This is a genomic window from Actinomycetospora chibensis, from assembly GCF_028737215.1.
GTDB lineage: Bacteria > Actinomycetota > Actinomycetes > Mycobacteriales > Pseudonocardiaceae > Actinomycetospora > Actinomycetospora chibensis.
On sequence record NZ_JAQZAM010000001.1, the window covers coordinates 250,691 to 275,230 of the forward strand.

Below are 24,540 nucleotides of genomic sequence, written 5' to 3' on the forward strand. Positions count from 1 at the left end.
ACCCTCGCCGGACCGGAGGTCCCGGGTCCCGCGGCCCGACGACCCTGACGATCGAGGACGCCGCCGCGTGGGATGAGGGCATGAGCGTCCTCGACGGTTCCCGCGCGTCCCTCGACCAGCGGATCCTTCTCGCGGACGGCACCCCTGTCGATGTCCGGTCGCTCGGCCCCGACGACGCCGAGGCGCTCGTGCGCCTGCACCGGGAGCTGCCCGAGCGTGACCGCTGGCTGCGCTTCGCCACCGTGTCCTCCCACGGTCTCGCGCCCTACGCCACCGCGGCGGCGATCTCCGGTCAGGTGTGGGGAGCCTTCCTGGGTGCCGAGCTGGTCGGGGCGATGCACCTCGCGCGCGACACCGCCACCTCCGCAGAGGCCGAGGTGGCCGTGACCGTCGGTCACCGGATGCAGGCCCACGGCGTGGGCACCGCCCTGCTCGAGCGGGCGGTGCTCGAGTCCCGCCGCCAGGGCATCCGGCGCTGGAGCGCGGAGGTGCTGGCCGAGAACACCGCGATGGTGCGGGTGTTCGCCGATCTCGGCCTCCCGACCACCCGGCAGCAGGACGGCCCGTCGATGCACGTCGTCGTGACGCTGCCCGACGACGACGATCCCGAGGGCACCGCCCGGTACTCGGCTGCCGCACTCACCCGGTCGTCCCGAGCTGCCCGCGCCGGCCTGGAACCGGCACTGCGGCCCCGTTCGGTCGCGGTGGTGGGCGCCGGCCGGAAGCGCGGGTCGGTGGGTCGTGCCGTGCTGGACACGCTGGTCGCCGGTGGCTTCGCCGGGCGGGTCCACGTCGTCCACCCCGAGGCGCCGACGATCGGGACGATCCCCGCGGTGGCGTCGGTCGAGCTCCTCCCGGAGGCCCCCGACCTGGTCATCCTCGCGACCCCTCCCGACGCCCTCCCGGCGCTGGCGGAGGCGTGCGGGCGGCGCGGAGCCCGCGCGCTGCTGATCGTCACGTCCGGCCTGGCCGCCGCCGGGGTGGACGGGGCGGTGCTCGCCGCGGTGCACCGGCACGGGATGCGGCTGATCGGGCCCAACTGCCTGGGTCTGGTCGACACCGACCCCGAGGTACACCTCGACGCCACGTTCGCGCCCGCCGCGGCGCCGTCCGGCACGGTCGGTGTGGTCACCCAGTCCGGCGGGGTGGCGATCGCCGTCCTCGAGGCCCTGCGCGGCCTCGGGCTCGGCGTCTCCACCCTCGTCTCGGTCGGCGACCGGTACGACGTCAGCAGCAACGACCTGCTCGCCTGGTGGTCCGGGGACGCCGCCACCAGCGTCGCGGTGCTGCACGTCGAGTCCTTTGGCAACCCGCGGGCGTTCTCCCGCCTCGCCCGCCGCGTCTCCGCACGGATCCCCGTGCTCGCGGTCCGCGCCGCCAGCAGCGACGTCGGAGCCCGGGCGGCGGCGTCGCACACCGCCGCCTCGGCCACCCCCGCCGTGCGACGCGACGCGCTCTACCGACAGGCCGGGGTGCAGCCGGTCGACGACCTCGGCGAGCTGTCCGGCGCGCTGGCCGCCCTGTGCTGGAGTCCGCCGTCGCCCGGCGACCGGGTGGCCGTGCTCGGCAACGCCGGCGGCACCAACGTGCTCGCCGCGGACGCGTGCGTCGCGGCCGGGCTCCGGGTCCCCCCGCTCGCCACCGCCACCCGGGAGCGGCTCGACGCCCTGCTCCCCGCCACCGCGGCCACCGCGGGACCGGTGGACACCACCGCCGCCGTCGACGCGGCGACCTTCGCCGCCTGTCTGGAGGTCCTGCGCGACGCCGAGGAGATCGACGCGATCGTCGCCGTCGTGTGCCCCACCGCGCTGGGCGACCCGGGTACTGCGCTCGGGCGGGAGCTCGCCCGGCCGGGCCGGCGTCCCGTGCCCGTCCTGACGGTCGCCCTCGACCAGCGGGTCCGGGTCGCCGCGGTGACCGCCCCGGACGGGCGCCCGGTGGCGGCGTCGTTCGCCGACCCGGCCGACGCCGTCCACGCCCTCGCCCACCTCGTGCGGCGCGGAGCCGACCTCGCCCGCGACCCCGGGCGCCCCCTGCCCGCCGAGGAGCACCCGGTGGACCTCGCGACGGCACGCGCCGTCGTCGCCGGGGTGCTCGCCCGCGCCCCCGGGGGAGGGTGGCTGGAGCCCGACGAGTGCGCAGCCCTGGTGCGTGCGGCCGGCCTCGACCTCCTGCCCGGTCGGACCACCCGCACGGTGGACGAGGCGGTCGCGGCGGCGCGGGAGTACGGCGGACCGGTGGCGCTCAAGGCCGTGGCCGAGGGTGTGGTGCACAAGTCCGAGCGCGGCGGGGTGGCCCTTGCGGTGGAGGGCGACGACGCCGTGCGCGCGGCGGTCACGGGGTTCGCCGAGCGCTTCGGGGCTGCGTGGCACGGCACCGTCGTGCAGCCGATGGCCCCGCCCGGGGCGGAGATGCTGGTGGGGGTGGCGGGCGACCCCGACTTCGGCGCGCTCGTGACCGCCGGCGTCGGCGGCACCGGCACCGACGTCGCCGACCGGCGCTGGCACCGCCTCGTCCCGATGACGACGACGGACCTGGCCGAGCTGCTCGACGAGCTCCCCCTGCACCGGGGCATCGCGGCCCGGCTCGTCGACCGCGACCGACTCGCCGTGGTGATCGCCAGGGTCGCCCGGCTGGCCGAGCTCCTGCCGCAGATCGCCGAGATGGACCTCAACCCCGTGGTCTGCACGCCGGACGCGTGCCGACTGGTCGACGCCCGGGTCCGGGTCGCCCCCGTCACGGGCCCTCCCCCGCCCGGGCCGCGGGCCGACGTCACGACAGGAGAGAAACGATGACCACCACCTCCGGGCCACCCTCGGAACCGCGGCACATCGTCCCGAGCCGCCCGGTCCGCGTGGTCGACGAGCGGACCTCGGTCGCCGAGGCCCTGCAGGTCATGCGCGTCGCGGGAGTGCGCCACCTGCCGGTCGTCACCGGCGGGCGGTGCGTCGGTTTGCTCGTCGACCGCGACGTCGTGGCCGCCGCCGTCGAGGGCGTCACGGGTCCGGTCGCCCCGTGGGCTCGCTCCCCCGTCCCCACGGTGGCTCCCGGGGACCCACCCCCGGTCGTCGCTCGCGCGGTGCTCGACGGCGGGCTCGACGCGGCCCTCGTGGTGGACGACGGCGTCGTGGTCGGGATCGTCACCGCCACGGACGCGCTGGCGGCCCTGGCCGGCGAGCCGACGACCTGACCTCGCGCCCCGGGCGGGCGCTTGACTCCGCGCGGTGGCGGTCCAGGATGGGATCGGTACGCCGCGCGCGATGCCGTCCGAGAGAGGGTGGGCAGTGCCCGACCGCCCTGACCCCGCGGTCCCGTCGGAAGGACTCTCCTTCCCCTCGGTGGCCCGCCTCGAGCTCGACGAGCTGCTCGACCAGCTCATCGCCCGCGCCACCGAGGTCAAGCTCACCCAGGGTCGCCTGCGTGGGCTGCTCGACGCGAGCCACCACATCACGGCCGGCCTCGAGCTCGACGATCTCGTCCAGCGGATCGTCGAGAGTGCCCGGGCCCTCGTGGGCGCCCACTACGCCGCGCTCGGTGTGGTGCGCGACGGCCGCCTCATCCGTTTCGTCCACGTCGGCATGGATGCCGCGACCGTCGAGCGCATCGGCGAGCTCCCCCAGGGCAAGGGCGTGCTGGGATGCCTCATCGACGACCCGAGGCCCCTGCGCCTGACGGACCTGAGCACCCACGAAGCGGCGGTCGGCTTCCCCGAGGAGCACCCGCCGATGCACTCCTTCCTCGGGGTGCCTCTCCGCGCCGGCGGCACCGTCTACGGCAACCTCTACGTCACCGAGAGCGAGCGAGGCGACGCCTTCTCGGCGGAGGACGAGCAGCTCCTCACCGCCCTGGCCGGCGCGGCCGGGATCGCCGTGGAGAACGCGCTGCTCCTCGACACCGCCCGGCGCCGGGAGGCGTGGCAGGCAGCCTCGGCGCGCCTCGCCAGCGACCTCCTCGCCGGCGAGCTCCCGCCCGAGGCGGAGCTCCAGCATCTGCTCGAGGCCGCGGTCGACGTGGCCGGCGCCCACGGAGCCGCCATCACCGAGGTCGCCGACGCCGATCCCGGACGCGCGACGGTCTCCGCCGCGGCCGGCCAGCTGCACGACTGGGCCGGCCGGACCGCCGCCACTGCGGGCTCGATCACGCAGGCCGCCCTCGACGCGGGAGGTCCGGTGCTCATCGTCGACGCCGCGTCGGACGCGCGCACGACCGGAGTGGTCGACCGGGCCCCCGAAGTGGGGTCGGTCCTCGCGGTGCCCCTGTCCTCCTCACGCGGCGGGCCCGGGACGCGCTCGGTGCTCGTCCTGACGCGCGCCGCCGGCGAAGACGTCTTCGGCGCGGTGGAGGCCGAGATGCTGCTCGGGTTCGCCGTCCACGCCACCACGGCCGTCGAGCTGGCGCGGGGCCGGCGCGACCGCGAGACGGTCCGCGCTCTCGAGGACCGGGAGCGGCTGGTGCTCTCGCTGTCCGAGCAGGTCCTCCAGCGGGTCCAGCGGGTCGGGCTCGCCCTGACCAGTACGGCGTCGGGCGCCGATCCCGCGCTGCGCGACCACCTGCTCGCCCAGGTCGCCGAGCTCGACGACGTGGCACGCGCTGTGCGCGACACGGTCTTCCCGCGCTGAGGGGACGGGCCGGGTCAGCGCAGGCTCTCGGTGTCGGGGCCGGTGAAGCGGCGCCAGGCCGCCTCCCACGCCCGCAGTCGCATCCGGTCCAGGACCCAGCGCAGACCGATGAGCAGGGCCAGGGAGATCAGCAGGTCCCCGAGCAGGATCGCGATCGTGACCAGGAGTCCCTGGGCGGCCGGGTAGGAGGCCGTGATCGGCGGCGGGGTGGGCCGGTCCGCCCGGTCGACCCACAGCACCCGCGGGTCGCCGGGCCGCGCCGAGAGTCCCACGTGGACCTCGGCCTCCCGCATGGTCCCGTCGGCCGCCCTCCAGCCCACGGCCGCCCGCCGATCCTGGTCGGTGACGTCGCTCCGGGCCGAGTTGTGGTTCACGGGCCTCTCCAGCACGGTCGCGGTCACCTGGTGCCGCTCCGCCCACTGCTCCTCGACCTGGGGGGCGAGCGCCGCGGTGACCTCGCTGCCGATCGTCAGCGCCACCGGAACGATGATCAGACCCACGAGGAGCAGCACCCAGCGTGCCGTGAGCTCGATCCCGTCGCTGCGCCGCCGGAGCGATGAGCGCTTCGGTAGGAACAGGCCGATCGCCCGGTACACCGCTCCCGTCGCACCCATGGTCGTCGCCTCCCCGGTCGTCTCGCCGTCCCGTCCAGCGTGGACAGCGGAGAGCGGCACCGGCACGGGCCGCGGGCCCGCGCCCGACGGCCCTGCGGCCCGGACCCGGAGGGACCACCGGCGGGACCTTGGGCCCTGATCAACCACCGGCCGTGGGGCGCATCGTCGCCGCCGAACCCTGCTGCGGAGCGGGGGCCGACGCGGGAGGGCACCGAGATGGCGCTGGATCTGGCGCGCTGGCAGTTCGGCGTGATCACCGTCTACCACTTCCTCTTCGTCCCGCTGACCATCGGCCTGTCGCTGCTGGTCGCGATGATGCAGACCGCGTGGGTGCGCACCGGTGACGAGCGCTGGCTGCGCATGACGAAGTTCTGGGGCAAGCTCTTCCTGATCAACTTCGCCATGGGCGTGGTCACCGGGATCGTGCAGGAGTTCCAGTTCGGGATGAACTGGAGCGACTACAGCCGCTTCGTCGGCGACATCTTCGGGGCCCCGCTGGCGATCGAGGGCCTGCTGGCGTTCTTCCTCGAGTCGACGTTCCTGGGGCTCTGGATCTTCGGGTGGGGCCGGCTGTCGAAGAGGGTCCACCTGGCCACGATCTGGCTGGCCGCGATCGGCACCATGCTCTCGGCGTACTTCATCCTCGCCGCGAACTCCTGGATGCAGCACCCGGTCGGGTCGACGGTCAACCCGGTCTCCGGGCGCGCCGAGCTCACCGACTTCGGCGCCGTGCTCACCAACTCCACGGCCGTCGGCGCCTTCACACACACGATCACCGCGGCGTTCCTCTCCGCGGGCATGTTCATGCTCGGCATCTCGGCGTGGCACCTGGCACGGAAGAACGAGACGCGGGTCTTCCGGTCGTCGATGCGCATGGCTCTGGTGACCGTGCTGGTCGCCGGCGTCGGGGTCGTCGTGACCGGCGACCTGCAGGCCAAGCTCATGACCGAGCAGCAGCCGATGAAGATGGCCGCCGCCGAGGCACTCTGGAACACCAGCTCGCCGGCCTCGTTCTCCCTGTTCACCATCGGCAGCCTCGACGGCACCCAGGAGGTCTGGAGCGTCCGGGTGCCGAAGGTCCTGTCGTTCATGGCCACCGGCGACCCCGACGGGACGGTCGAGGGCATCAACGACGTGCAACGGGCCTCCGAGGCCCAGTTCGGGCCCGGGGACTACACGCCCAACGTCCCGATCGCCTACTGGACCTTCCGCGTCATGGTCGGCTTCGGTGGGCTGGCCCTGCTCCTCGCCCTGGCCGGCGCCTGGCTGCAGCGCGGGGGGCGCGTGCCGACGAACCGGTGGTTCACCTACGCCGCCCTCGCCGGCATCGGGTTCCCGGTGGTGGCCAACTCGGTGGGCTGGATCTTCACGGAGATGGGCCGCCAGCCGTGGGTCGTCTACGGGACCATGCGCACCGCCGACGGGGTGAGCCCCTCGGTCGGCCCGGCCTCCGTGGCCACCTCGATGATCGTGTTCACGGTGCTCTACGGCGTGCTCGCCGTCGTCGAGGTGACCCTGCTCGTCCGCTACGCCCGCAAGGGCCCGGACCCGCTGCCGCCGCCCGACGAGGCAGCCCCGAGCGAGGACGCGCCGCGCCCGCTCGCCGTCGCCTACTGACCCCGCCCGACCCACGGAGATCGAGGACATCATGTTCGGGCTCGCCCTGACCGACATCTGGTTCCTGCTCATCGCCCTGCTCTGGACGGGCTACTTCGTCCTGGAGGGGTTCGACTTCGGCGTCGGTGCGCTGCTCGGCGTGCTGGGCCGCGACGAGACCGACCGCCGCCGGGTCGTCAACACCATCGGCCCGCTCTGGGACGGCAACGAGGTCTGGCTGCTGGTCGCCGGCGGTGCCACGTTCGCGGCGTTCCCCGAGTGGTACGCGAGCCTGTTCTCGGGCTTCTACCTCGCGCTCCTGGTCGTGCTGGTCGCGCTGATCGGGCGCGGCGTCGCCTTCGAGTACCGCGGCAAGGTGGACGACGACCGCTGGCGCCGGCGGTGGGACGCCGTGATCATCGGATGCTCCGCGGTGCCCGCCCTGCTCTGGGGCGTCGCGTTCGCCAACATCGTGGCGGGCGTGCCGCTGGACGCCGACCACGAGTACACCGGCACCTTCTTCACGCTGCTCAACCCGTACGCCCTGCTCGGCGGGCTCACCACCCTGCTGGTGTTCCTGATGCACGGCGCCGTGTTCGTCAGCCTCAAGACCGACGGGGACCTGAGGGTGCGAGCCCACCGCCTCGCGCTGCGCCTCGGCGTGGTCGCGGTGCCGGTCGCCGCCGCCTTCCTCGTCTGGACCCAGCTCGCCCACGGCAAGGGCTGGACGCTGATCAGCGTCGCGCTGGCCGCCGGCGCGCTCGTCGGTGCCGTCCTGCTCGTCGGCCGCGGCCGCGAGGGCTGGGCGTTCACCCTGACCGCCGCCACCATCGTCGCCACCACGGTGACGCTCTTCGGCTCGCTCTACCCGAACGTGTTGCCGTCCAGCACCGACCCCGCCGGCACGCTGACCACGACGAACGCCGCGTCCACGCCCTACACGCTGCAGATCATGACCTGGGTGGCGCTCGCGGTGACCCCGGTCGTCCTGGCCTACCAGGCCTGGAGCTACTGGGTGTTCCGTCGCCGTCTCACGCGGGACGACATCCCCGCGCCCACCGGCCTGCCGCCCCGCAACACCCGTGCCGGGGCCCGGCCCGAGATCCCCGGGACCGCTCAGGAGCAGAGGGCCGGGGACGAGGTCGCCGAGGAGCGGCCCGAGGTGCGGCGGTGAAGCCGCTGGACCCCCGCCTGCTGCGCCACGTCCGCCCCGCCCGCACCTTCGTGGTGCTCACCGCCGCGGCGGGCGTGGCCACGGCCGGCCTCGTCGTCGCCCAGGCCGACCTGCTCTCACAGGTCGTCGCCCGGGCCTTCCTCGACCGCGCACCGCTCGCCGCCCTCACCGCGCTCCTCGTCGGCCTGGGCATCGTCGTCGCCGGACGCGCGCTGCTGGCCTGGGCCACCGAGGCCGCCGCGGTCCGCGCCAGCGCCCGGGTCACCGGGCGGCTGCGCGCCGACCTCGTCGACCACGCCCTGCGCCTGGGACCGCGGGATCCCCGCCTGCCGTCGGTCGGGGAGCTCGGCACCCTCGCCACGCGGGGGGTGGACGCGCTCGACGGCTACCTGCGCCGCTACCTGCCCACCCTCCTGCTCGCCACGACCGTCCCGCTGCTGGTCGGGGTGCGTCTGCTGACCGCCGACTGGCTCGCGGCCGTGATCGTCGCCGTGACCGTGCCCCTGATCCCCCTGTTCATGGTGCTCGTCGGCCTGCGCACCCGCGACGACACCGCCCGCCGCTGGCGGACCATGGCGGTGCTCGGCCACCACTTCCTCGACCTCGTCGCCGGGCTCGACGTCCTGGTCGCCTTCGGCCGGGCCGGCGCGCAGAACGGACGCCTGCGCGCGGTCGCCGAGGAGTACCGGCGGACCACGATGCGGACCCTGCGGGTGGCGTTCCTGTCGGCGCTGGTGCTCGAGGTGCTGGCCACCCTCTCCGTCGCGCTCGTGGCGGTCTCGGTGGGGCTGCGCCTGGCCGGAGGCCGTCTCGACCTCGCCACCGGGCTGCTGGTGATCATGCTGGCGCCCGAGATCTACCTGCCGCTGCGCGCGGTGGGCGCCCGCTTCCACGACAGCATGGAGGGCCTGGCCGCGGCGGACGACGTCTTCGCGGTGCTCGAGACCCCGACGGCGGACGGCTCGGGGGCCCGCCGCCCGGCGCCGGACCCCTCGCGGGTCCCGCTGCGCCTCGACGGGATCGGCGTCGACGGTCGCGGCGGGCCCGTCCTCGACGACCTGGACCTCACCGTGGGCCCCGGCGAGACCCTCGGGCTGCGCGGACCGAGCGGTGCGGGCAAGTCCACCCTGCTCGACCTCGTCACCGGACTGCGCCGGCCCGATCGTGGACGCGTGTCGGTCGGCGGCGTCGGGCTCGACGACCTCGACACCGAGGCGTGGCGGGCGCGGATCGCGTGGGTGCCCCAGCGGCCCGTGCTCGTCGTCGGCAGCGTCGCGGACAACATCCGGTTGGGGGCGCCGGACGCCACCGACGTCGCCGTGGCCCGTGCCGCCCGCACGGCCGGCGTGGACATGGCCCTCGACACCGAGGTCGGCGAGCAGGGCGCCGGGCTGTCCACCGGCCAGCAGCGCCGCGTCGCGCTGGCCCGGGCGCTCGTCACCGACCGACCCCTCCTGCTGCTCGACGAGCCGACCGAAGGGGTCGACGCGGACACCCAGGCGGCGCTGCTGGCCGCCCTGCCCGAGGCACTCGCCGGGCGGAGCGCCGTCGTCGTCAGCCACCGCCCGGAGGTCCTGGCCGCCTGCGACCGGGTCGTCGCCCTGCCCCACCGCCGTACGTCGGCCGCGACGAGCAGCGCCACCCCCGGAGATGCGCCCGCGCCGGCGGGGCCGAGCACACCGGCGCCCGTCCCCCCTGCCCTGCCCGAGCGCGCCCTGCCCGAGGGAACGCGACGCGCGCGCGGTGGGCTGCGGTGGCTCGCCGCCGCCGTCCGTCCCCGCGCGGCCCGCCTCGCCGGCGCGGTCCTGCTCGGCGCGGGCGCGCTGGGCAGTGGGGTGGCGCTCGCGGCCACCTCGGCCTGGCTGATCTCCGCGCCGGCGCTGCAGCCCCCGCTGCTCACCCTGATGGTCGCGATCGTCGCGGTCCGCGCGTTCGGCCTCTCCAAGGGCGTCCTGCGCTACCTCGAGCGGCTCGCGTCCCACGACGCCGCGCTGCGCCTCGGCGCGGACCTGCGGGTACGGGTGTGGCAGGCCCTCGTCCGGCGGGGCCCGGCGGCCACGGCCACGCAGCGCCGGGGCGATCTGCTCGCCCGGCTGACCGGCGACGTCGACGCCCAGCAGGACGTCCTCGTCCGTGGGCTCGTGCCCGCCGGCTCGGCGCTGCTCGTCGGTGCGGGCCTCGTCGGCCTCTTCGCGGTCCTGCTGCCCGAGGCCGCCCTCGTCCTCGCGCTCGGTCTGGTCCTCGCCGGTGTCGTGGCCCCGCTGCTCGGCGTGCTCGCCGGCCGCCGGGCCGCACGCACGACGGCTGCCGCCCGTGCCGCGGTGGCCACCGGCACCCTGGAGCTGCTCGAGGGGGCCGCGGACCTGCTCGTCCTCGGTGCGGCCGCCCGGCGCCGCCGGCGGCTCGCCGACCACGACGCCGATCTCGCGGCGCGCACCGTGGCCCAGGCCGGTGGCGCCGGCGTCGGCGCGGGGCTCGGGGTTCTCGGTATCGGCCTGGCCATGATCGGGGCCACCGTCGCGGGCGTCCTCGCCCTCGCCGACGGGCGGCTCGCGCCGACGGCGCTGGCCGTGCTCGCCCTGACACCGCTCGCCGCCGCCGAGCTCGTCGCCGGGCTCCCCGACGCGGCCGCCCGCCTCGCCGAGGCCGGGCCCGCCGCCCGGCGGCTGGCCGAGCTCGAATCCCGGCCGGCACCGGTGGCCGATCCCGTCCGGGCCGAAACCGTGCCCGCCGACCCGGCCGTCACCGCCGAGGCCCTGGCCGTGCGCTGGCCGGACGCGACGTCCGAGGCGGTCAGCGGCGTGACCTTCGTGCTCCCGCCCGGCGGGCGCATGGTGCTCGCCGGCCCGTCCGGTGCCGGCAAGAGCACCGTCCTCGCCGCGCTCCTGCGCGCCCTGCCCGCCGCCCGCGGTGCCGTCACGCTCGACGGGCACGACACCGCGACGATGGCCGGGGAGGACGTCCGTGCCCGGTTCGGCTGGTGCGGCCCCGCCGCGCACCTGTTCGACAGCACGCTGCGCGAGAACCTGCGCCTGGCCCGCCCCGGTGCGACCGACGACGATCTGGTCGACGCGCTGCACCGTGCGCGCCTCGGCGCCTGGTTCGCGTCGCTGCCCGACGGGCTCGACACGGCCCTCGGCGACCACGGCGGGGCGGTGTCCGGCGGTGAACGTCAGCGCCTCGCGGTGGCCCGGGTCCTGATCGCCGACCGCCCGATCCTCGCTCTCGACGAACCCACCGCCCATCTCGACGCCCCGACCGCCGCGGCGCTCGCCGGCGAGATCAGCGAGCTCAGTCGCGGTCGGACCGCGATCGTCGTGTCCCACCGCCCGAAGGAGTTCCCGGATCTTCCGGTGGTCGCGATCGGCTCCGCGCCGGGCGTGCCCGGTCCGCGGCCGGAATCCACGGGGCGCGCGGTCACGCGGCCGGCCTGACCCCCTCCCCCTCGCGCACGCGCCGTGGAGGAGGGAGCCCGCGGGCCCTCAGGCCGTGATCGGCGGGCGGGAGGCGTCGAGGGGCACCAGGATCTCCGGGGGCGCGTCGCGACACCGACCAATGGGCCCCGGTCGATGCCGAAGGCCCCGACGGCCCGGAGAGAGCCGTCCCGCCGATCACCCGGCGGACGGCGACGCGGTGGTGACGGGCGGTCCCTCGGCGGGGTCACGGTGGACGGGCAGCGGTGGGACGACGACGACGGGGCAGGCGCTGCTCCGCACCACGCCGGGCGTCGTGTGGTGGTGGTGGAACCACGCGTCGGCGACACCGAGCACGAGGACCTCGGCACCGCGGGCGCGGTCCAGCAGCGCCCGGTCGACGTGGTCCGAGGCGACCCGTACCGCGACCAGGGGCGCACCGCGTCGCTGCGCGCGGTCGGCGGCGAAGCGCCAGGCGCCCTCGCAGCCGGGCGTGCCGTCGTCCCCGACGAGCACCGGCGCGTGGTCGCCGCGCGGCGCGGAGGGGTCGTACCCGACGGGGACGACCACGAGGGGGACGTCGACGTGCCCGGCGAGTCCGCGGACCACGCCGCCGAGCAGGAGATCGCCGACCCGGCCGAGGCCGTCACTGCCGACGACCACCAGCGCGGCGTGGGCGGCCTCCTCGCGGAGGACCTGCGCCGCTCCGCCCCCGATCACGGCGGTCTCGACCTCGAGCTCCGGCACGACCTCCCGAGCGGTCGCCGCGGCGGCGTCGAGCTCGTCCGGGGCGACCCGCCGCCGGCGGCGCGGGTCCGCCGCGGCCGTCCAGCCGGGACGGCGACCGACCGGGGGAATCAGTGCGTGAACCAGTCGCAGACGGAGTCCCAGGTCGCGGGCCTCCACCGCCGCCCACCGCACCGTGCGGTCGTCGTGCTGCCCGCCGACACCGACGACCACCGGCGCACTCACCGTGCACCCCGGAGAGCCACGGCGAGCGCGATCCCCAGCTCGTCGCCCCAGGCCTCGGCGCGCGCCGCCTCGCCGTCGGCGAGCGGACCGTCCATCCCGACGACGCGGAAGCTCTGCGGGGACCCCATCGGGATCATGCCGAGGCCGCGCAGGCGCCGGTGCACGCCCCGGGCGGCCGACCCGGGGAGACCGGACGCTCCCATCCGCGTCCCGAAGGCCGCGGCCCGACGGCCGGTGGCGCCCTGGAGCAGGGCCAGCCACTCGCGGACACCGATCCCCGAGGAGACGGGTGGGTGCTCCCGTCGCCCGGCCGCGTCCTGGCGGGTGCTGGGCCGGCTGAGGCCGAACGCGTGGGTCGGCCCCCCGACCACCACGAGGTCCACGTCCTCGGCGAGCCGCGCAGGCGCGGCACCGACCTCCACGACCTCGGTCGGGACGTGGTCGTCGAGGCCGCGGGCCACCGCCCGGGCCACCTCCGCCGTGTTGCCGAACATGGACTCGAAGACCACCAGGGCACGGGACATCCGGCCCACCTCCTCCTGCGCTGCGGACGGTCCCGACGCTGCCGGGGCGAGGTCGACGGCGGCAGTGACACAGGGCCCGGATACCGGGGGGCGTGCGTCGGGGCACCCCCCGTGGTCTCGGGACCTGAGTCTCTCCAGGAGGTGACCTCCGGACCTCGACCGCGAGGAACCCCCCGCGGTGGGCTGGTGCGGAGGAGAGGAGCCGTCATGGAGACCACACCGCACCGCCGGATCACCGAGGCCTGGGAGCTCGTCGCCCACGCCGTGGATCTGCGTCGGCGCGGCGTGCCGCACGTGACGCTGCTCGCGGCCCTCGACCAGGCCCGGAGGTCCCTGCACCACGAGCCGTGCCGGGACGCCCGCCGCACGCTCATCTGGGTCGCCGGCGCCCTCGAGCACGGCGACGCCGGCCCCGACACCGACGCCCGCGTCGACGCCGCTCTGCGGGTCGCCGCCCATGATCTGGCCCGGTCCTCGTCGGGAGGTGACGCGCGATGACCACCCCGACCACGGACACCGTCCGGGCGGCGCTGCGCGACGCCGTCGCCACGTCACTGCGGGCCCCCTCGGAGCACAACGCGCAGCCGTGGCGATGGGTGCTCGCTTCCGACCACCTCGACCTCCACATCGACCGGGGACGTCGCCTGCCCTTCACCGACGAGCGGGGCCACGGCGTGCTCCTGGGCTGTGGGTGCGCCCTGCACCACCTGCGGGTGGCGCTCGCCGATCGCGGCTGGCACGCCCGGGTGCGCCACCAGCCCGAGAACCCCGACGAGCCCGAGGGACGCCCGCTGGCCCGGGTGCGGATCCGCCCCGCGGAGGGCGGCGTCGACAAGGACGTCCACCAGCAGGCCGCGGCCATCGACCGGCGGCACACGGACCGCCGCCGGTTCTCGAGCCGGTCGGTGCCCCCGGACGTCCTCGGTGCCCTCGGCGACGCGGCGCGGCCCTTCGGCGGGGTCCTGCACGTGGCGTTCGGCGCACACCGCGCCCTGTTCGCCGAGGCCATGCGCGAGGCCGCCGAGCGCCAGCCCGAGCAGGAGGGTTACGCCGCCGAGCTGTACCGGTGGACGCACCGCTACGCCGGGGCCCGGGACGGCATCCCGGCCGCAGCCCGGCTCGAGGGGCCACCGCCGTCCTACCGCGACCTGGTGCTGCGGTGGTTCCCCCGGGGGACGCTCCGCCAACCGCACGGGGGGATGGATCACGAGGACGCGTCGATGCTGGCGATCCTCACCGCGGTCGACGAGGAGCCCGTCTCCGTCCTGCGTGCCGGGGAGTCCCTCAGCGCGGTGCTGCTCGAGGCGACCGCGCTCGGCCTGGCCACGACGCCGATCACCCAGGTGCTCGAGGTGGCGGAGACCCGCGAGCGCCTCCGGCACCTGGTCGTCGGCGCCCATCGCGCGCCCGTCGTGGCGTTGCGGATCGGCTGGCCCTCCGAGCGTGGCGACCCCCTGCACCCGACTCCGCGGCGGCCTCTCGATCACGTGCTGACCGAGGTGGACTGACCACCACGCCCGGAGGTCGAGCGTCCGGGCCGCCGCTGCGTGACGTCGACGATCTTCGAGGGGAGGGCGGGTGACCCCGACGCGCACCCGGCGGCACCGCCGGCACCCTCCCGTCGGGGAGGACGAGCCGGGGCCCGCTCCACCGGCCGCGGGCGTCGACGCCCCCCTCGAGCGGCTCTGGCACGAGCTCCGTTCCGGGCCCGAGGGCCTCGACGAGCGGGACGCCGCGCGGCGCCTGCAGGTGCAGGGCCCGAACGCCCTGCCCGTCAGGGGCGGGCCGTCGTGGCCCCGTGCCCTGGCCCATCAGCTCGTGCACCCGCTCGCCCTGCTGCTCTGGGCCGCCGCGGGCCTGGCGCTCGTGGCCGGCACGCCGGTCCTCGCCGCGGCCGTCGTGATCGTGATCGCGCTCAACGCCGCGCTCGCGTTCTGGCAGGAGCAGCACGCCGAGCGTGCCGTCGCCGCCCTCGAGGCCTACCTGCCGGCCGGCGCACGGGTGCTGCGCGGCGGCGTCGCGCGCGAGGTCCCGGCGTCCGAGATCGTGACCGGCGACGTCGTCCTGCTCGCCGAGGGCGCGGCCGTGCCCGCCGACGGTCGTCTGGTGGCCGGCACCGTCGAGCTCGACATGAGTGCGCTCACCGGCGAGTCGATCCCCGCGCCGCGCCGCGCCGGCCCCCACCCGCCGGGACCCGTGCTCGAGGCACCGGACCTCGTCTTCCGGGGGACGACCTGCACCTCCGGCTCGGCCCGCGCGGTGGTCACCGGCACCGGCGCGCACACCGAGATCGGTCGCATCGCCGCCCTCACCGGGCACGTCGGTCACCACGAGAGCCCTCTCGAGCAGCAGGTACGTCGGGTGGCCTGGCTCATCACCGCCGTGGCGGTCGGGGTCGGCGCGGCGTTCCTCCCGATCGGGCTGGCCGCGGGGCTGTCGTTCTCCGCCGCGCTGGTGTTCGCGATCGGCCTCCTGGTGGCGAACGTGCCCGAGGGGCTCCTGCCCACCATCACGTTGGCGCTCGCGGCGGGCGTGCGCTCGCTGGCCCGCCACGGTGCCGTGGTCCGCCGGCTCTCGGCGGTGGAGACCCTCGGCTCCACCACGGTCATCTGCACCGACAAGACCGGGACGCTGACCGAGAACCGGATGTCCCCGCAGGCGTTCTGGGCGCCGGCCACCGGTCGCGGGGATCCCACGCGCGACGCTGGCGCCGCGCCGGCGTTGGCCCGGGTGGCCCAGCGCTGCAGCGACGCCGACCTGCCCGACCCGGCGCGCGGGCGCGGGTCCGGCGACCCGACGGAGCTCGCGCTGCTCGCCCTCGCCGCCGCCGCCGGCCTCGACACCCGCGCCGAGGCCCGGAGCCGGCGACGCGTCGCCCTGCACGCCTTCGATCCCGTCCTCCGGCTCATGTCCACCGTCGACGAGACCCCCGACGGACCGGCGGTGCACACCAAGGGCGCCGTCGAGGCCGTTCTCGCCCGGTGCACGCGTCTGCGCCGGGCGGCAGGTGCGGTCCCGCTCGGCGCGGACGAGCGGGACGAGGTCCTCGCGGTCGCCGAGGGCCTCGCGGCCGAGGGCCTGCGCGTCCTGGCCCTCGCCACCCGCCCCGCGACCGCCGCCGACGCCCGTGCCCCGCGGGCCGACGTCGAGGCCGGCCTCGTGCTCGAGGGCCTCGTCGGGCTGTTCGACCGGCCCCGCGACTCGGTCGCCCCCGCGATCACCCGCTGCCACGCCGCCGGCATCTCCGTGCACGTCGTCACCGGTGACCATCCCGCGACCGCCGGGGCGGTGGCCCGGGCGGTCGGCATCGGGGCCGACGGTCTGCGCGTCGTGACCGGCGTCGAGCTCGCGGCGCTGCGGGACGACGACCTGGATGCCCTGCTCGGCGCGGGCGACGAGATCGTGTTCGCGCGCGTGGCGCCCGAGGACAAGCTGCGCATCGTCGAGGCCCTCGAGCACCTCGGTGAGGTCGTGGCGGTCACCGGGGACGGGGTCAACGACGCCCCCGCGCTGCGCCGCGCCGACATCGGCATCGCCATGGGGGCCTCCGGGACCGACGTCGCCCGCGAGGCGGCGACGATGGTGCTCACCGACGACGACTTCGCCACGATCGAGCGCGCCGTGGCGGCCGGGCGCCGGGTGTACGACGACGTCCGGAAGTTCGTGGTCTACATCTTCGCCCACGCGGTGCCGGAGGTCGTGCCCTTCCTGCTCTTCGCGCTCTCCGGCGGGTCGATCCCGCTCGGGCTCACCGTGCTCCAGATCCTCGCGATCGACCTCGGCACCGAGACCCTGCCGGCCCTCGCGCTCGGCCGCGAACCCGCCGAGCCCGGGTTGATGGACCGGCCGCCGCGTCCCCGCTCCGAGGGCCTCGTCCGCCCGCGCATGCTGTGGCGGGCCTGGGGGCTGCTCGGCATCACGTCGGCCGTCCTCACGACCGGCGCCTTCCTCCTGGTGCTGCTGCGCGCCGGATGGACCCCGGGCGCGCCCACCGGACCGGGAAGCGCCCTCCACCCGGCGTACCTCGAGGCCACCACCGCCACCTTCGTCGGCATCGTCGCCTGCCAGATCGGGACCGCCTTCGCCGCGCGCACGGAGCACGCCTCGCTGCGCAGCGTGGGTCTGGGCACCAACCCGCTCCTGTGGTGGGGCATCGCCTTCGAGGTGCTCGTGACCGCTGCCGTCGTCTATCTCCCGGTCGGTCAGCAGGTCGTCGGGACCGCCCCCCTCGACGCCCCGACCGTGGCCCTGCTGCTGTGCTGCGCCCCTCTCGTCTGGGGCGTCGACGAGCTCGACCGGTGGCGCCGCCGCCGGTCGCCGACCACCCCGGACAGGAGAACGACATGACGGTGACCCCGATGGACCCGGCCCGCCTCGAACTCATCGACACCGCCGGGAGCCGGGCGCTGCTCATGACCGCCGAGCTCGGGCGGCTGGCCTTCACCGACGCCCACGGACCCACGGTCGAGCCGTTCGCCTTCGCCCTCGCGGGCGACGCCATCGTGATCGGCGCGGGCGCGCACAGCGGGGCTCGCGCGGCCGTCGGTCAGACGGTCGCCTTCGAGGTCGACGAGATCGACCCGGTCCACAGGACCGGGTGGACCGTGGTGGCGGTCGGGACCCTCCACCGTGCGCCCGCGGCGGTGGTCGACCGTCCCGAGTGCTGGCCCGACGACGAGCCCGACGACGAGGAGCGCATCCTCCTCGTGCTCCCGGTCCAGCGCCTGTCCGGGCGGCGGCTACGTCGCGACGCACGACGTCGGAGGCCCGGAGCCGGCCGGTGAGCGGCCGTCCCGGGGCACCTGTTCGTCAGGGTCCGTCCTCGTGCGGATGCTCCGGGACGACGACCACGGGGCAGGGGGCCCGCACCACGGCCCCGTGGGCGACCGACCCCAGCAGCCACCGGGCGAACGCGCCGTGGCCGGTGCGCCCGACCACCACGAGCGGCGCCCCGCGCTGCTCGGCGACGTCCACCAGAGCCGCCGTCGGGTCCTCCCCCCGGACGACGACGTCCACCTGCGGGGCGGAGTGACCCCGCCGGTCGGAGTCCACGACCTCGTTCACGACCTCGTCCACGACCTCGGCCACGAACTGCTCGACCCGTGGCTGCAGGGCGTGGCTCACCTCGCTCAGCGTCGCGGCACCCATCGGGCGGAAGCCGACCATCACCGGAGGTGGCGCCGTCCCGGTGACCGCGACCAGCCCGACGCCCCGCCGCGTCGCGTCCCGCAGGGCGTAGCGCAGGGCGGCCGCCGAGCCCATCGACCTGTCGATCCCGACGACCACAGGACCGTCCGCCGCCGTCTCCCGGGGCCGGTCCACCAGCACCGGACAGGCCGCGAGCGAGAGAACACGCAGTGCGGTCGAGCCGAGGACCGCGCCGCCCACCATCCCGCGACCGCGGTGGCCGACGACCAGCAGCGCGGCGGTACGGGCGGCCTCGGCGAGGAGCGGGGCAGGGGATCCGGCCCGGACCGAGAGCTCGAGCGCGACCTCGCGCAGTGGCGCGGGCAGGGGCATCGTCGCCTCGTCGACGAACCGTCGCGCCTCCTCGAGCACGGCGGTCGCCAGCCGGTCCGGCTCGTCGGCACCGGCGTGCCCCGTCGCGCCCCACGATCCCGGCGCGGGGTAGGCGAGGACGGCCGTCACGGTCTCCCCGCGTCGGGCGGCCTCCTCGAGGGCCGTCATGAGCGCGGCGGCCGACCGGGGCGAACCGTCGATCCCGACGACGACGCCGGCAGCTCCGGTCATGCCGGGAGTTCTCCACCGAGGACCGTGCTCAGCACCGCGGTGGTGGTCACCAGCCGCAGGGGCCCGCCTCGGGGGGAACGCACGGGCAGCGCGGGCAGGGCCGTGGCGAGCAGACGGTGGCCGGCGTGCCGCACCGTGTCGTTCTCGTCGAGGACCTCGACACCGCAGGGGCGGTCGAGCAGCTCGTGGACCGTCCGCCGGTGCTGGACGAGAGGGCCCCCGGCGGGCCAGCTCTCGGCGAGACCGCCGGCGGTCACGACCGCGATGGGCAGGCCGTCGCGGACGACGACGCCGCACCGGACGGGATCCTCGTGCAGCCGGGTCCAGGCCTCGGGAAGCGGCGTGGTCTCCGCGAGAACGGTCGCGGGACGGGCGACCGTGTGCACCGGAGCGTCGAGGTCGACCGGGGGCCCGGTGGCGGACAGGGACGGTGCGGTGGACACGGCCGGGTCCTCAGGCTGCGACGGGCTCGGGGACGACGGTCACGGGGCAGGACGCGTGGAGCACGCAACCCAGGCCGACCGAGCCGAGCACGACGCTTCCGAAGGCTCCGCGGCCGCGGTGCCCGACGACGAGCTCGTCGGCGTCCCCGGCGAGCTCGACCAGCACCTCGGCCGGTCGGCCGGCTCGCGCCTCGACCTCGATGTCGGGCAGCGTCAGCTCGTCCTGCATGTCCGCGCGGACCTCGTCGACCATCGTGCGTGCGGCGTTCAGCTCGTCCTCGCGCAGCGCGTCCGGGTCGGGCAGGGCCATGCCGGACGCCGGCCCGTAGCCCCAGGCCGCCCACATCTCGGGCGGCTCGTAGACCGCCACCGCCCGGACCCGGTCGCCACGTCGGGCCGCGGTCCGTATCGCCTCCTCCAGGGCGCGACGCGACCCGCTCGAGCCGTCGATCCCGCAGACGATCACGCCGCCCCGGGCGTTGTTGTCGGTCATGGTGCTCCCTCTCTCGGTGCGGCCTCGTGCCGAGCTCCCACCATGGCTCACAGGGCTCGTCGCCGGTCAGTGCCGGAAGGTCCCCGCCTCGTCCCGGGCGCCGGGGCCGAAGGTCCCGAGCGGGACGGGGTCAGGCTCGGGGCCACCAGGAGCGCCGGGGTGGCCCGGGCGGGGGGACGACGAGGACGGGGCACCGGGCGCTCCGCACCGTCCGGGCGACCGGTGAGGGCGCCACCGCGCCGAGGACCCGGCCCCGCGCGGAGCGTCCGACCACCAGGAGCCGGGCGTCGCACGTCGATCCGATGAGCTCGACCGTCGGGTCGCCGTCGCCGACCCGTACCTCGAGCGGCACCGAGGGGTGGGTGACGCGCCAGGCGGACAGCCGGTCCGCGCAGTCCCGGCGTTCCTCGTCCACGCGGCCGTCCTCGTCCTCGGTGCCGACGCGGGTCCACCGGTCGGGGTCACGGATGCGCAGGACGTGGACCGGGACGCCCCGCCGCTCGGCCGCGTCGAAGGCCGCCTCGATCGTCTCGTCGGTCGTGCGGTGCGCGAGCGCCAGCACGACGGCTCCCTGCGGGTGCGGAGGATCGGTGGGGACGACCGTCACCGGTTCGTACGCGGTGTCCACGAGGACGTCGACCTCGGGCAGCGACTGGGGCACGACGAGCATCCGTGCCCCCGCCGACGCGCGCCCCAAGCGCTCGGCCAGCGACGGCGGCGCCCCGAACAGCGCCCACACGTGCTCGAGCAGGCCGCCGACCAGAGCGATCGGACCGGCGCGGGTCCCGGTGGCCCGGGCGGGCGGAGCCTCGGGGTCGAGGTCCGGGTCGACCAGGACCTCGATCCGCGCGCCGGTCCGCCGCGCGTGCCGGCGCGCCCAGGCGACGACGGCGTGCCGCCCCGTTCCGGGCGGGGCGAAGGCCCGGACGACCCCGGGGTCGGGCATCGGGCTCCCACCCTCGGTCGGGACGGCTGACTCGACCATTCGGACGGTGGTCACGTGCGGTCGGCGAGCAGGGGCTCGACGACGTCACGGATCGACACCATGCCGGAGAGCCGGCCACCCTCCGCCGCGTCCTCGCGCACGAGGACGTGCCGGACGCCGGACTCGATCATCAACCGGGCGACGTCCGCGACGGTGGTGGTGCCGGAGGTCGTCACGAGGTCGACGGTCATCATGTCGGCGGCCTGCGTGTCGGCCGACCAGCCGCCGGCGATCACGGCGACGAGATCGCGCTCGGAGACGAGGCCGACGGGGTCGCTCCCGTGCGCCACGACCACGACCCCGATCTCGTCGAGGGCCAGCTCCTCGGCGACCTCCCGCAGGGTCGCCTCGGCCCCGACGGTGGCCAGGTTCCAGGTCGCGAGATCGCGGACGGGGGTCGTCGCACTGTGCGGTGCCGCGTGGGTGGTGCTCATCTGTCCTCCGAGTGGCTCGACCCGGACGACGCTGCCGCCTCGGCAGGCCGGGCGGCAGGGGCGACCGGCCCGGGCGCCCGGCCGCTCATCCCGTGACCTTCGGTCCTGCCCCTGTCCCGGGCGACGTGGGCCACTGGTGAGGAGGTGAGGAGGCTGTGATGGCCGAGGACCGCGTCCGTCACCCGCGCGAGGCGCTCGACCTGACCGTGCGGGCCGTCGCCCTGCGGCGAGGTCGAGCCGAGGCCGTGGCCGTCCTGGCCGCCATCGATCAGGCCGAGGCCTCGCTGCACGTCGAACCGGACACGGCCGTCACCCGCTCGTTGACGTGGGTGTGCCGGGCGATCTCGCCGACGAACGCCGACGCCGACGCCGACGAGGTCGTCGTCAACGCCGCGCTGCGGGTCGCGGTCCGCAGCCTCGCCCGCTCCCCGTCCGACGGCGGGGTCTGACCACCCTTCACGACGGGGGTCTCACGACGGGGCCCTCACGACAGGGCGCCCTCACGATGGGACGGTGTCGTCGGCGGTGGGTGGCTCCCCGTCCGGGATCGGGCCGTCGATCAGGGGGCCCCGGGCCAGGACGTTGGTGAGGATCTCGGTGAAGGCCGACGGATCGGTCATCAGCCAGCTGTGGCTGCCCTCGACGGTGCGGACGTCGACGTCCCCGAGCGCGAGACGGAGCGCGGCGAGGGACGCCTGGGGGATGACGCGGTCCTGTCGGCCCCAGAGCACGACCACCGGGAGCCCGCGCCGTCGCAGCTCCTCGAGCTCGGCCCGCAGGTCGGCCGTGCGGGCGATCTCGGCCACCTTCCACACCGCCAGCGGGTTGCGCAGGGCGTTGGTCGCCGCATCGGAGACGATCACGGGCAGGACGCGGCCGGGCGCGCGACCCGGGTCGAGGTCGGCCCGCAGGTGCAGCCCCCAGTCCCACCACGGTCGTTCCGCCATGAGGCGGGGACCGTCGGGCCCCGCGGCCCACACCGCACCACCGATGCTGTTGACCAGGACGAGACGGGCGACGGCCTGCGGGGCGTCGTGGGCGAGCCGCACCGCGACCCCGCCCCCGAAGGAGTGCCCGACGACGGTCACCGGCATCGATTCGTCACGCATCTCCAGGAAGCGCGCGACCCACCGCGCATACCCTTCGAGCGTGGTCTCGGCGGCGGGCAGCTCGTCCGAGCCGCCGAACCCCGGCAGTGCCGGCGCGACCACCCGCGCCCCGCGCTCGGCGACCTGCTCGAGGGCCTGGCGGTAGGACGCCGGGCTCAGGGCCCAGCCGTGCAGGAACAGGACCATCGGCCCCTCCCCCGCACTCCACCAGACCACGCGACGCCCGTCGATCCGGTCCTGGTGACGGCGACCGACCGGGCCTCGCGGGCTCACGGCACATCTCGCGCGCCACCCGAGAGGGCCGCGGTCCGGTCGCCCCGCACGCCGGGCCGGGTGTGAGGCCGGCCCGGCGGAGGAACGACGGTGAGCGGGCAGGAGGCGTGACGCAGGCACCACCAGGCCACCGAGCCCAGCACCGTGGTCGCCAGGCCGCCCCGGCCACGGTGACCGACGACCAGCAGCTGCGCCCCGGCGGCCGCGTCGGTCAGCGCCGGCCCGGGATCGCCCGCGACCGCGCGCACCGCGACCGGCGGCGCGGCGGCGCCGGGGTGCTCGACGCGGTCTCCGGCGAGGACCTCGTCCACCTCGGACCGGGCGGCCGCCTCGGCCGCCGCAGCGACCGCTTCGCGCTCGGTGACGATCGGAAGGCGGTTCACGACCGCGAGCCGCTCGGGGGAGATGAACGCCGCGACGACCTCGAGCTGCGCGCCCCGTCGACGTGCCTCGTCCAGTCCGTGTCTCAGGGCAGCCCGGGACCCCGCCGAGCCGTCGATCCCGACGACCACCCGAGGTTGCCCCGCCCCACCCGTGCCCGCTCCACCGCTCATCACGCGCCTCCTCGCTCCGTGTGACGGCCACGGTGCGGCAGGACGGCGCCGGCCGGCAGGGCCCCACGGTCCCGATCTCGACGGTCCGAGGGCCCTCGTGCCGGTCGTGTCGCCGCCCGGCGGCGCCGGCCTCAGGGCACCAGGACCGCGGCGCCGGTGATCCGGTCGCCGGCAAGGTCGGCCAGGGCGTCACCGGCGCGCTCGAGGGGGTAGGGAACCGTCGTGACCTCGAGGTGGTGCTCCCCGGCGAGGCCCAGGAACTCCCGCGCGTCGGACCGAGTGTTCGAGGTGACGCTACGCAGCGTGCGCTCCTGGAACAGGTGGCGCTGGTAGTCGAGCGGCGGGACCTCGCTGAGGTGGATACCGGCGACGGCCAGCGTCCCGCCGCGGTCGAGGGCCTCGAGCGCCGGCGGCACCAGCTCCCCGGCCGGCGCGAAGAGGATCGCGGCGTCGAGGGGCTCCGGGGGCGGGTCGGCCGCGCCCTGCGCCGACGCGACACCGAGGCGCAGGGCCAGCTCCCGGGCGGCCGGGCTGCGCGTCATGACGTGCACCGTGGCCCCCTCGGCGAGCGCGACCTGCGTGGCCAGGTGGGCACTGCCCCCGAAGCCGTAGACCCCGAGGCGCCCACCGGCCGGGAGCTCGGCGCGCCGCAGCGCGTGGTGGCCGATGATGCCGGCGCACAGCAGCGGCGCGAGCTCGGCGTCGGTGTAGCCCTCGGGCAGCCGGTGCGCGAAGTCCGCCGGCACGGTCGTGAGGTCGGCGTAGCCTCCGTCGGCGTCCCACCCGGTGTAGAGCGACCGCGGGCAGAGGTTCTCGGCACCGCGACGGCAGAAGCGGCACTCCCCGCAGGTGCGGCGCAGCCAGGCCACGCCCACGCGCTCGCCCTCGGCGAACCCACTGACCCGCGCCCCGACCCCCACCACCCGTCCGACCACCTCGTGCCCGGGGACGACGCCTCGTCGGTGGACCGGGAGGTCGCCCTCCGCCACGTGCAGGTCGGTCCGGCAGACCCCGCAGGCGAGCACCCGGACGAGGAGCTCGTCGGGCGCGGGCTCGGGAGCCGCCACCTCGACCCGCTCGAGCGGGCCTTCGGCGGCCGGTCTCGGGCGCTGTACCCGGAAAGCTCTCACGCGGTCCTCCTCGGCGCGGAACGATCGGCGCCTCGGCGTCACGATGCCCGCCCGCGGGCACGGCGTGCAGGGCCCGGCGTCCCCCTCGGGAGCGCCGGTGGTCGCTCCGGAAGGGGCCCAGCGACGCTGCCGGTCACCGGCCCGCAGCGCCGGCGTGGGCCAGGGACCGACCCGCCGGGACGACCGGCAGGCGCCCGAGCGCAGGAGGCGCGCCATGATGTGGGACGGCGGCTGGACGCTGGGATGGATGGTCCCGCTGATGGGCGTGAGCGCCGTCCTGTGGTGGGTGCTGGTGATCGCGGTCGTGCTCGCCGTCCTGCGGTGGTGGCGCACGACCCCGGGCGCCGGCGCCACTCTACGGCAGGACGCCCGCCAGGTCCTGGACGTCCGCTTCGCCCGCGGGGAGATCGACGCCGACGAGTACGCCGCCCGTCGACGGGCCATGGCCGAGTGAGA

The 24,540-nt window shown here is 76.2% G+C and carries 23 protein-coding genes; 12 read left to right on the top strand and 11 right to left on the bottom strand.

Features of this window, described 5'->3' with window-relative positions:
* Nucleotides 1-80 precede the first annotated feature (80 nt).
* The 3 genes from PH189_RS01220 to PH189_RS01230 all read left to right on the top strand — a co-directional run bounded on the left by PH189_RS01220 (nt 81) and on the right by PH189_RS01230 (nt 4,619).
* Nucleotides 81-2,795, top strand: coding sequence for a bifunctional acetate--CoA ligase family protein/GNAT family N-acetyltransferase (locus PH189_RS01220; RefSeq protein WP_274186904.1), 2,715 nt, complete (start codon nt 81-83; stop codon nt 2,793-2,795).
* Nucleotides 2,792-3,190 (top strand): CBS domain-containing protein, encoded by a 399-nt coding sequence (locus PH189_RS01225; protein ID WP_274186905.1) that lies wholly within the window; start codon nt 2,792-2,794, stop codon nt 3,188-3,190. Before PH189_RS01220 ends, PH189_RS01225 begins: the two co-directional genes overlap by 4 nt.
* A 148-nt stretch (nt 3,191-3,338) precedes the next feature.
* Nucleotides 3,339-4,619 carry a GAF domain-containing protein gene (locus PH189_RS01230; RefSeq protein ID WP_274186906.1) on the top strand — a complete coding sequence of 427 codons (1,281 nt, stop codon included), beginning with the start codon at nt 3,339-3,341 and terminating at the stop codon, nt 4,617-4,619.
* A gap of 14 nt (nt 4,620-4,633) precedes the next feature.
* On the opposite strand, the gene PH189_RS01235 is transcribed toward PH189_RS01230, so the two are convergent.
* Nucleotides 4,634-5,233 (bottom strand): Rv1733c family protein, encoded by a 600-nt coding sequence (locus PH189_RS01235; RefSeq protein WP_274186907.1) that lies wholly within the window; start codon nt 5,231-5,233, stop codon nt 4,634-4,636.
* Nucleotides 5,234-5,449: 216 nt separating this feature from the next.
* On the opposite strand from PH189_RS01235, the gene PH189_RS01240 reads away from it, so the two are divergent.
* The 3 genes from PH189_RS01240 to cydD are packed head-to-tail and all read left to right on the top strand — an operon-like array spanning nt 5,450 to nt 11,437.
* Nucleotides 5,450-6,850, top strand: coding sequence for a cytochrome ubiquinol oxidase subunit I (locus PH189_RS01240; RefSeq protein WP_274186908.1), 1,401 nt, complete (start codon nt 5,450-5,452; stop codon nt 6,848-6,850).
* A gap of 31 nt (nt 6,851-6,881) precedes the next feature.
* Nucleotides 6,882-8,003 (top strand): cytochrome d ubiquinol oxidase subunit II, encoded by a 1,122-nt coding sequence (gene cydB, locus PH189_RS01245; RefSeq protein ID WP_274186909.1) that lies wholly within the window; start codon nt 6,882-6,884, stop codon nt 8,001-8,003.
* Nucleotides 8,000-11,437 carry a thiol reductant ABC exporter subunit CydD gene (cydD, locus tag PH189_RS01250; RefSeq protein WP_274186910.1) on the top strand — a complete coding sequence of 1,146 codons (3,438 nt, stop codon included), beginning with the start codon at nt 8,000-8,002 and terminating at the stop codon, nt 11,435-11,437. Before cydB ends, cydD begins: the two co-directional genes overlap by 4 nt.
* 177 nt (nt 11,438-11,614) lie before the next feature.
* Here the strand turns inward: cydD and PH189_RS01255 are convergent, their stop codons facing one another.
* On the bottom strand, nt 11,615-12,388 hold the full coding sequence (locus PH189_RS01255; RefSeq protein WP_274186911.1) for a universal stress protein: 774 nt from the start codon (nt 12,386-12,388) through the stop codon (nt 11,615-11,617).
* Nucleotides 12,385-12,912, bottom strand: coding sequence for a flavodoxin family protein (locus PH189_RS01260; RefSeq protein ID WP_274186912.1), 528 nt, complete (start codon nt 12,910-12,912; stop codon nt 12,385-12,387). The genes PH189_RS01255 and PH189_RS01260 overlap by 4 nt, the downstream gene beginning before the upstream one ends.
* Nucleotides 12,913-13,119: 207 nt before the next feature.
* Here PH189_RS01260 and PH189_RS01265 point away from each other — a divergent pair, with 207 nt between their 5' ends.
* From PH189_RS01265 to PH189_RS01280, 4 genes are all read left to right on the top strand, one after another.
* Entirely contained in the window at nt 13,120-13,410 is a 291-nt protein-coding gene (locus tag PH189_RS01265; RefSeq protein WP_274186913.1) for a hypothetical protein, read from the top strand.
* Nucleotides 13,407-14,420, top strand: a complete 1,014-nt coding sequence (locus PH189_RS01270; RefSeq protein ID WP_274186914.1) for an Acg family FMN-binding oxidoreductase — start codon at nt 13,407-13,409, stop codon at nt 14,418-14,420. Before PH189_RS01265 ends, PH189_RS01270 begins: the two co-directional genes overlap by 4 nt.
* A 70-nt stretch (nt 14,421-14,490) precedes the next feature.
* The gene (locus PH189_RS01275; RefSeq protein ID WP_274186915.1) at nt 14,491-17,259 is read left to right on the top strand and encodes a cation-translocating P-type ATPase; all 2,769 of its coding nucleotides are present in this window, start codon (nt 14,491-14,493) and stop codon (nt 17,257-17,259) included.
* Nucleotides 17,256-17,696, top strand: coding sequence for a pyridoxamine 5'-phosphate oxidase family protein (locus tag PH189_RS01280; RefSeq protein ID WP_274186916.1), 441 nt, complete (start codon nt 17,256-17,258; stop codon nt 17,694-17,696). Before PH189_RS01275 ends, PH189_RS01280 begins: the two co-directional genes overlap by 4 nt.
* Before the next feature lie 25 nt (nt 17,697-17,721).
* Here the strand turns inward: PH189_RS01280 and PH189_RS01285 are convergent, their stop codons facing one another.
* From PH189_RS01285 to PH189_RS01305, 5 genes are all read right to left on the bottom strand, one after another.
* Nucleotides 17,722-18,663 (bottom strand): universal stress protein, encoded by a 942-nt coding sequence (locus tag PH189_RS01285; RefSeq protein WP_274186917.1) that lies wholly within the window; start codon nt 18,661-18,663, stop codon nt 17,722-17,724.
* Complete coding sequence (locus tag PH189_RS01290; RefSeq protein WP_274186918.1) at nt 18,660-19,106, bottom strand: acetate and sugar kinases/Hsc70/actin family protein; 447 nt, start codon at nt 19,104-19,106, stop codon at nt 18,660-18,662. Before PH189_RS01290 ends, PH189_RS01285 begins: the two co-directional genes overlap by 4 nt.
* Nucleotides 19,107-19,116: 10 nt before the next feature.
* Nucleotides 19,117-19,599, bottom strand: coding sequence for a universal stress protein (locus tag PH189_RS01295; RefSeq protein ID WP_274186919.1), 483 nt, complete (start codon nt 19,597-19,599; stop codon nt 19,117-19,119).
* Between the two features lie 130 nt (nt 19,600-19,729).
* Nucleotides 19,730-20,545, bottom strand: coding sequence for a universal stress protein (locus tag PH189_RS01300; RefSeq protein WP_274186920.1), 816 nt, complete (start codon nt 20,543-20,545; stop codon nt 19,730-19,732).
* Between the two features lie 50 nt (nt 20,546-20,595).
* Nucleotides 20,596-21,018 (bottom strand): CBS domain-containing protein, encoded by a 423-nt coding sequence (locus PH189_RS01305; protein ID WP_274186921.1) that lies wholly within the window; start codon nt 21,016-21,018, stop codon nt 20,596-20,598.
* Between the two features lie 158 nt (nt 21,019-21,176).
* Between PH189_RS01305 and PH189_RS01310 the strand changes: the two genes are divergently transcribed.
* Nucleotides 21,177-21,467: a hypothetical protein gene (locus PH189_RS01310; RefSeq protein WP_274186922.1), complete on the top strand. Its 291-nt coding sequence runs from the start codon at nt 21,177-21,179 to the stop codon at nt 21,465-21,467.
* 51 nt (nt 21,468-21,518) lie between these two features.
* Here the strand turns inward: PH189_RS01310 and PH189_RS01315 are convergent, their stop codons facing one another.
* The 3 genes from PH189_RS01315 to PH189_RS01325 all read right to left on the bottom strand — a co-directional run bounded on the left by PH189_RS01315 (nt 21,519) and on the right by PH189_RS01325 (nt 24,084).
* Nucleotides 21,519-22,400 (bottom strand): alpha/beta fold hydrolase, encoded by an 882-nt coding sequence (locus tag PH189_RS01315; RefSeq protein WP_274186923.1) that lies wholly within the window; start codon nt 22,398-22,400, stop codon nt 21,519-21,521.
* On the bottom strand, nt 22,397-22,954 hold the full coding sequence (locus PH189_RS01320; RefSeq protein WP_274186924.1) for a universal stress protein: 558 nt from the start codon (nt 22,952-22,954) through the stop codon (nt 22,397-22,399). The genes PH189_RS01315 and PH189_RS01320 overlap by 4 nt, the downstream gene beginning before the upstream one ends.
* A 131-nt stretch (nt 22,955-23,085) precedes the next feature.
* Nucleotides 23,086-24,084 (bottom strand): zinc-binding alcohol dehydrogenase family protein, encoded by a 999-nt coding sequence (locus PH189_RS01325; protein ID WP_274186925.1) that lies wholly within the window; start codon nt 24,082-24,084, stop codon nt 23,086-23,088.
* A gap of 97 nt (nt 24,085-24,181) precedes the next feature.
* Between PH189_RS01325 and PH189_RS01330 the strand changes: the two genes are divergently transcribed.
* On the top strand, nt 24,182-24,538 hold the full coding sequence (locus tag PH189_RS01330) for an SHOCT domain-containing protein (protein WP_274186926.1): 357 nt from the start codon (nt 24,182-24,184) through the stop codon (nt 24,536-24,538).
* Nucleotides 24,539-24,540 lie beyond the last annotated feature (2 nt).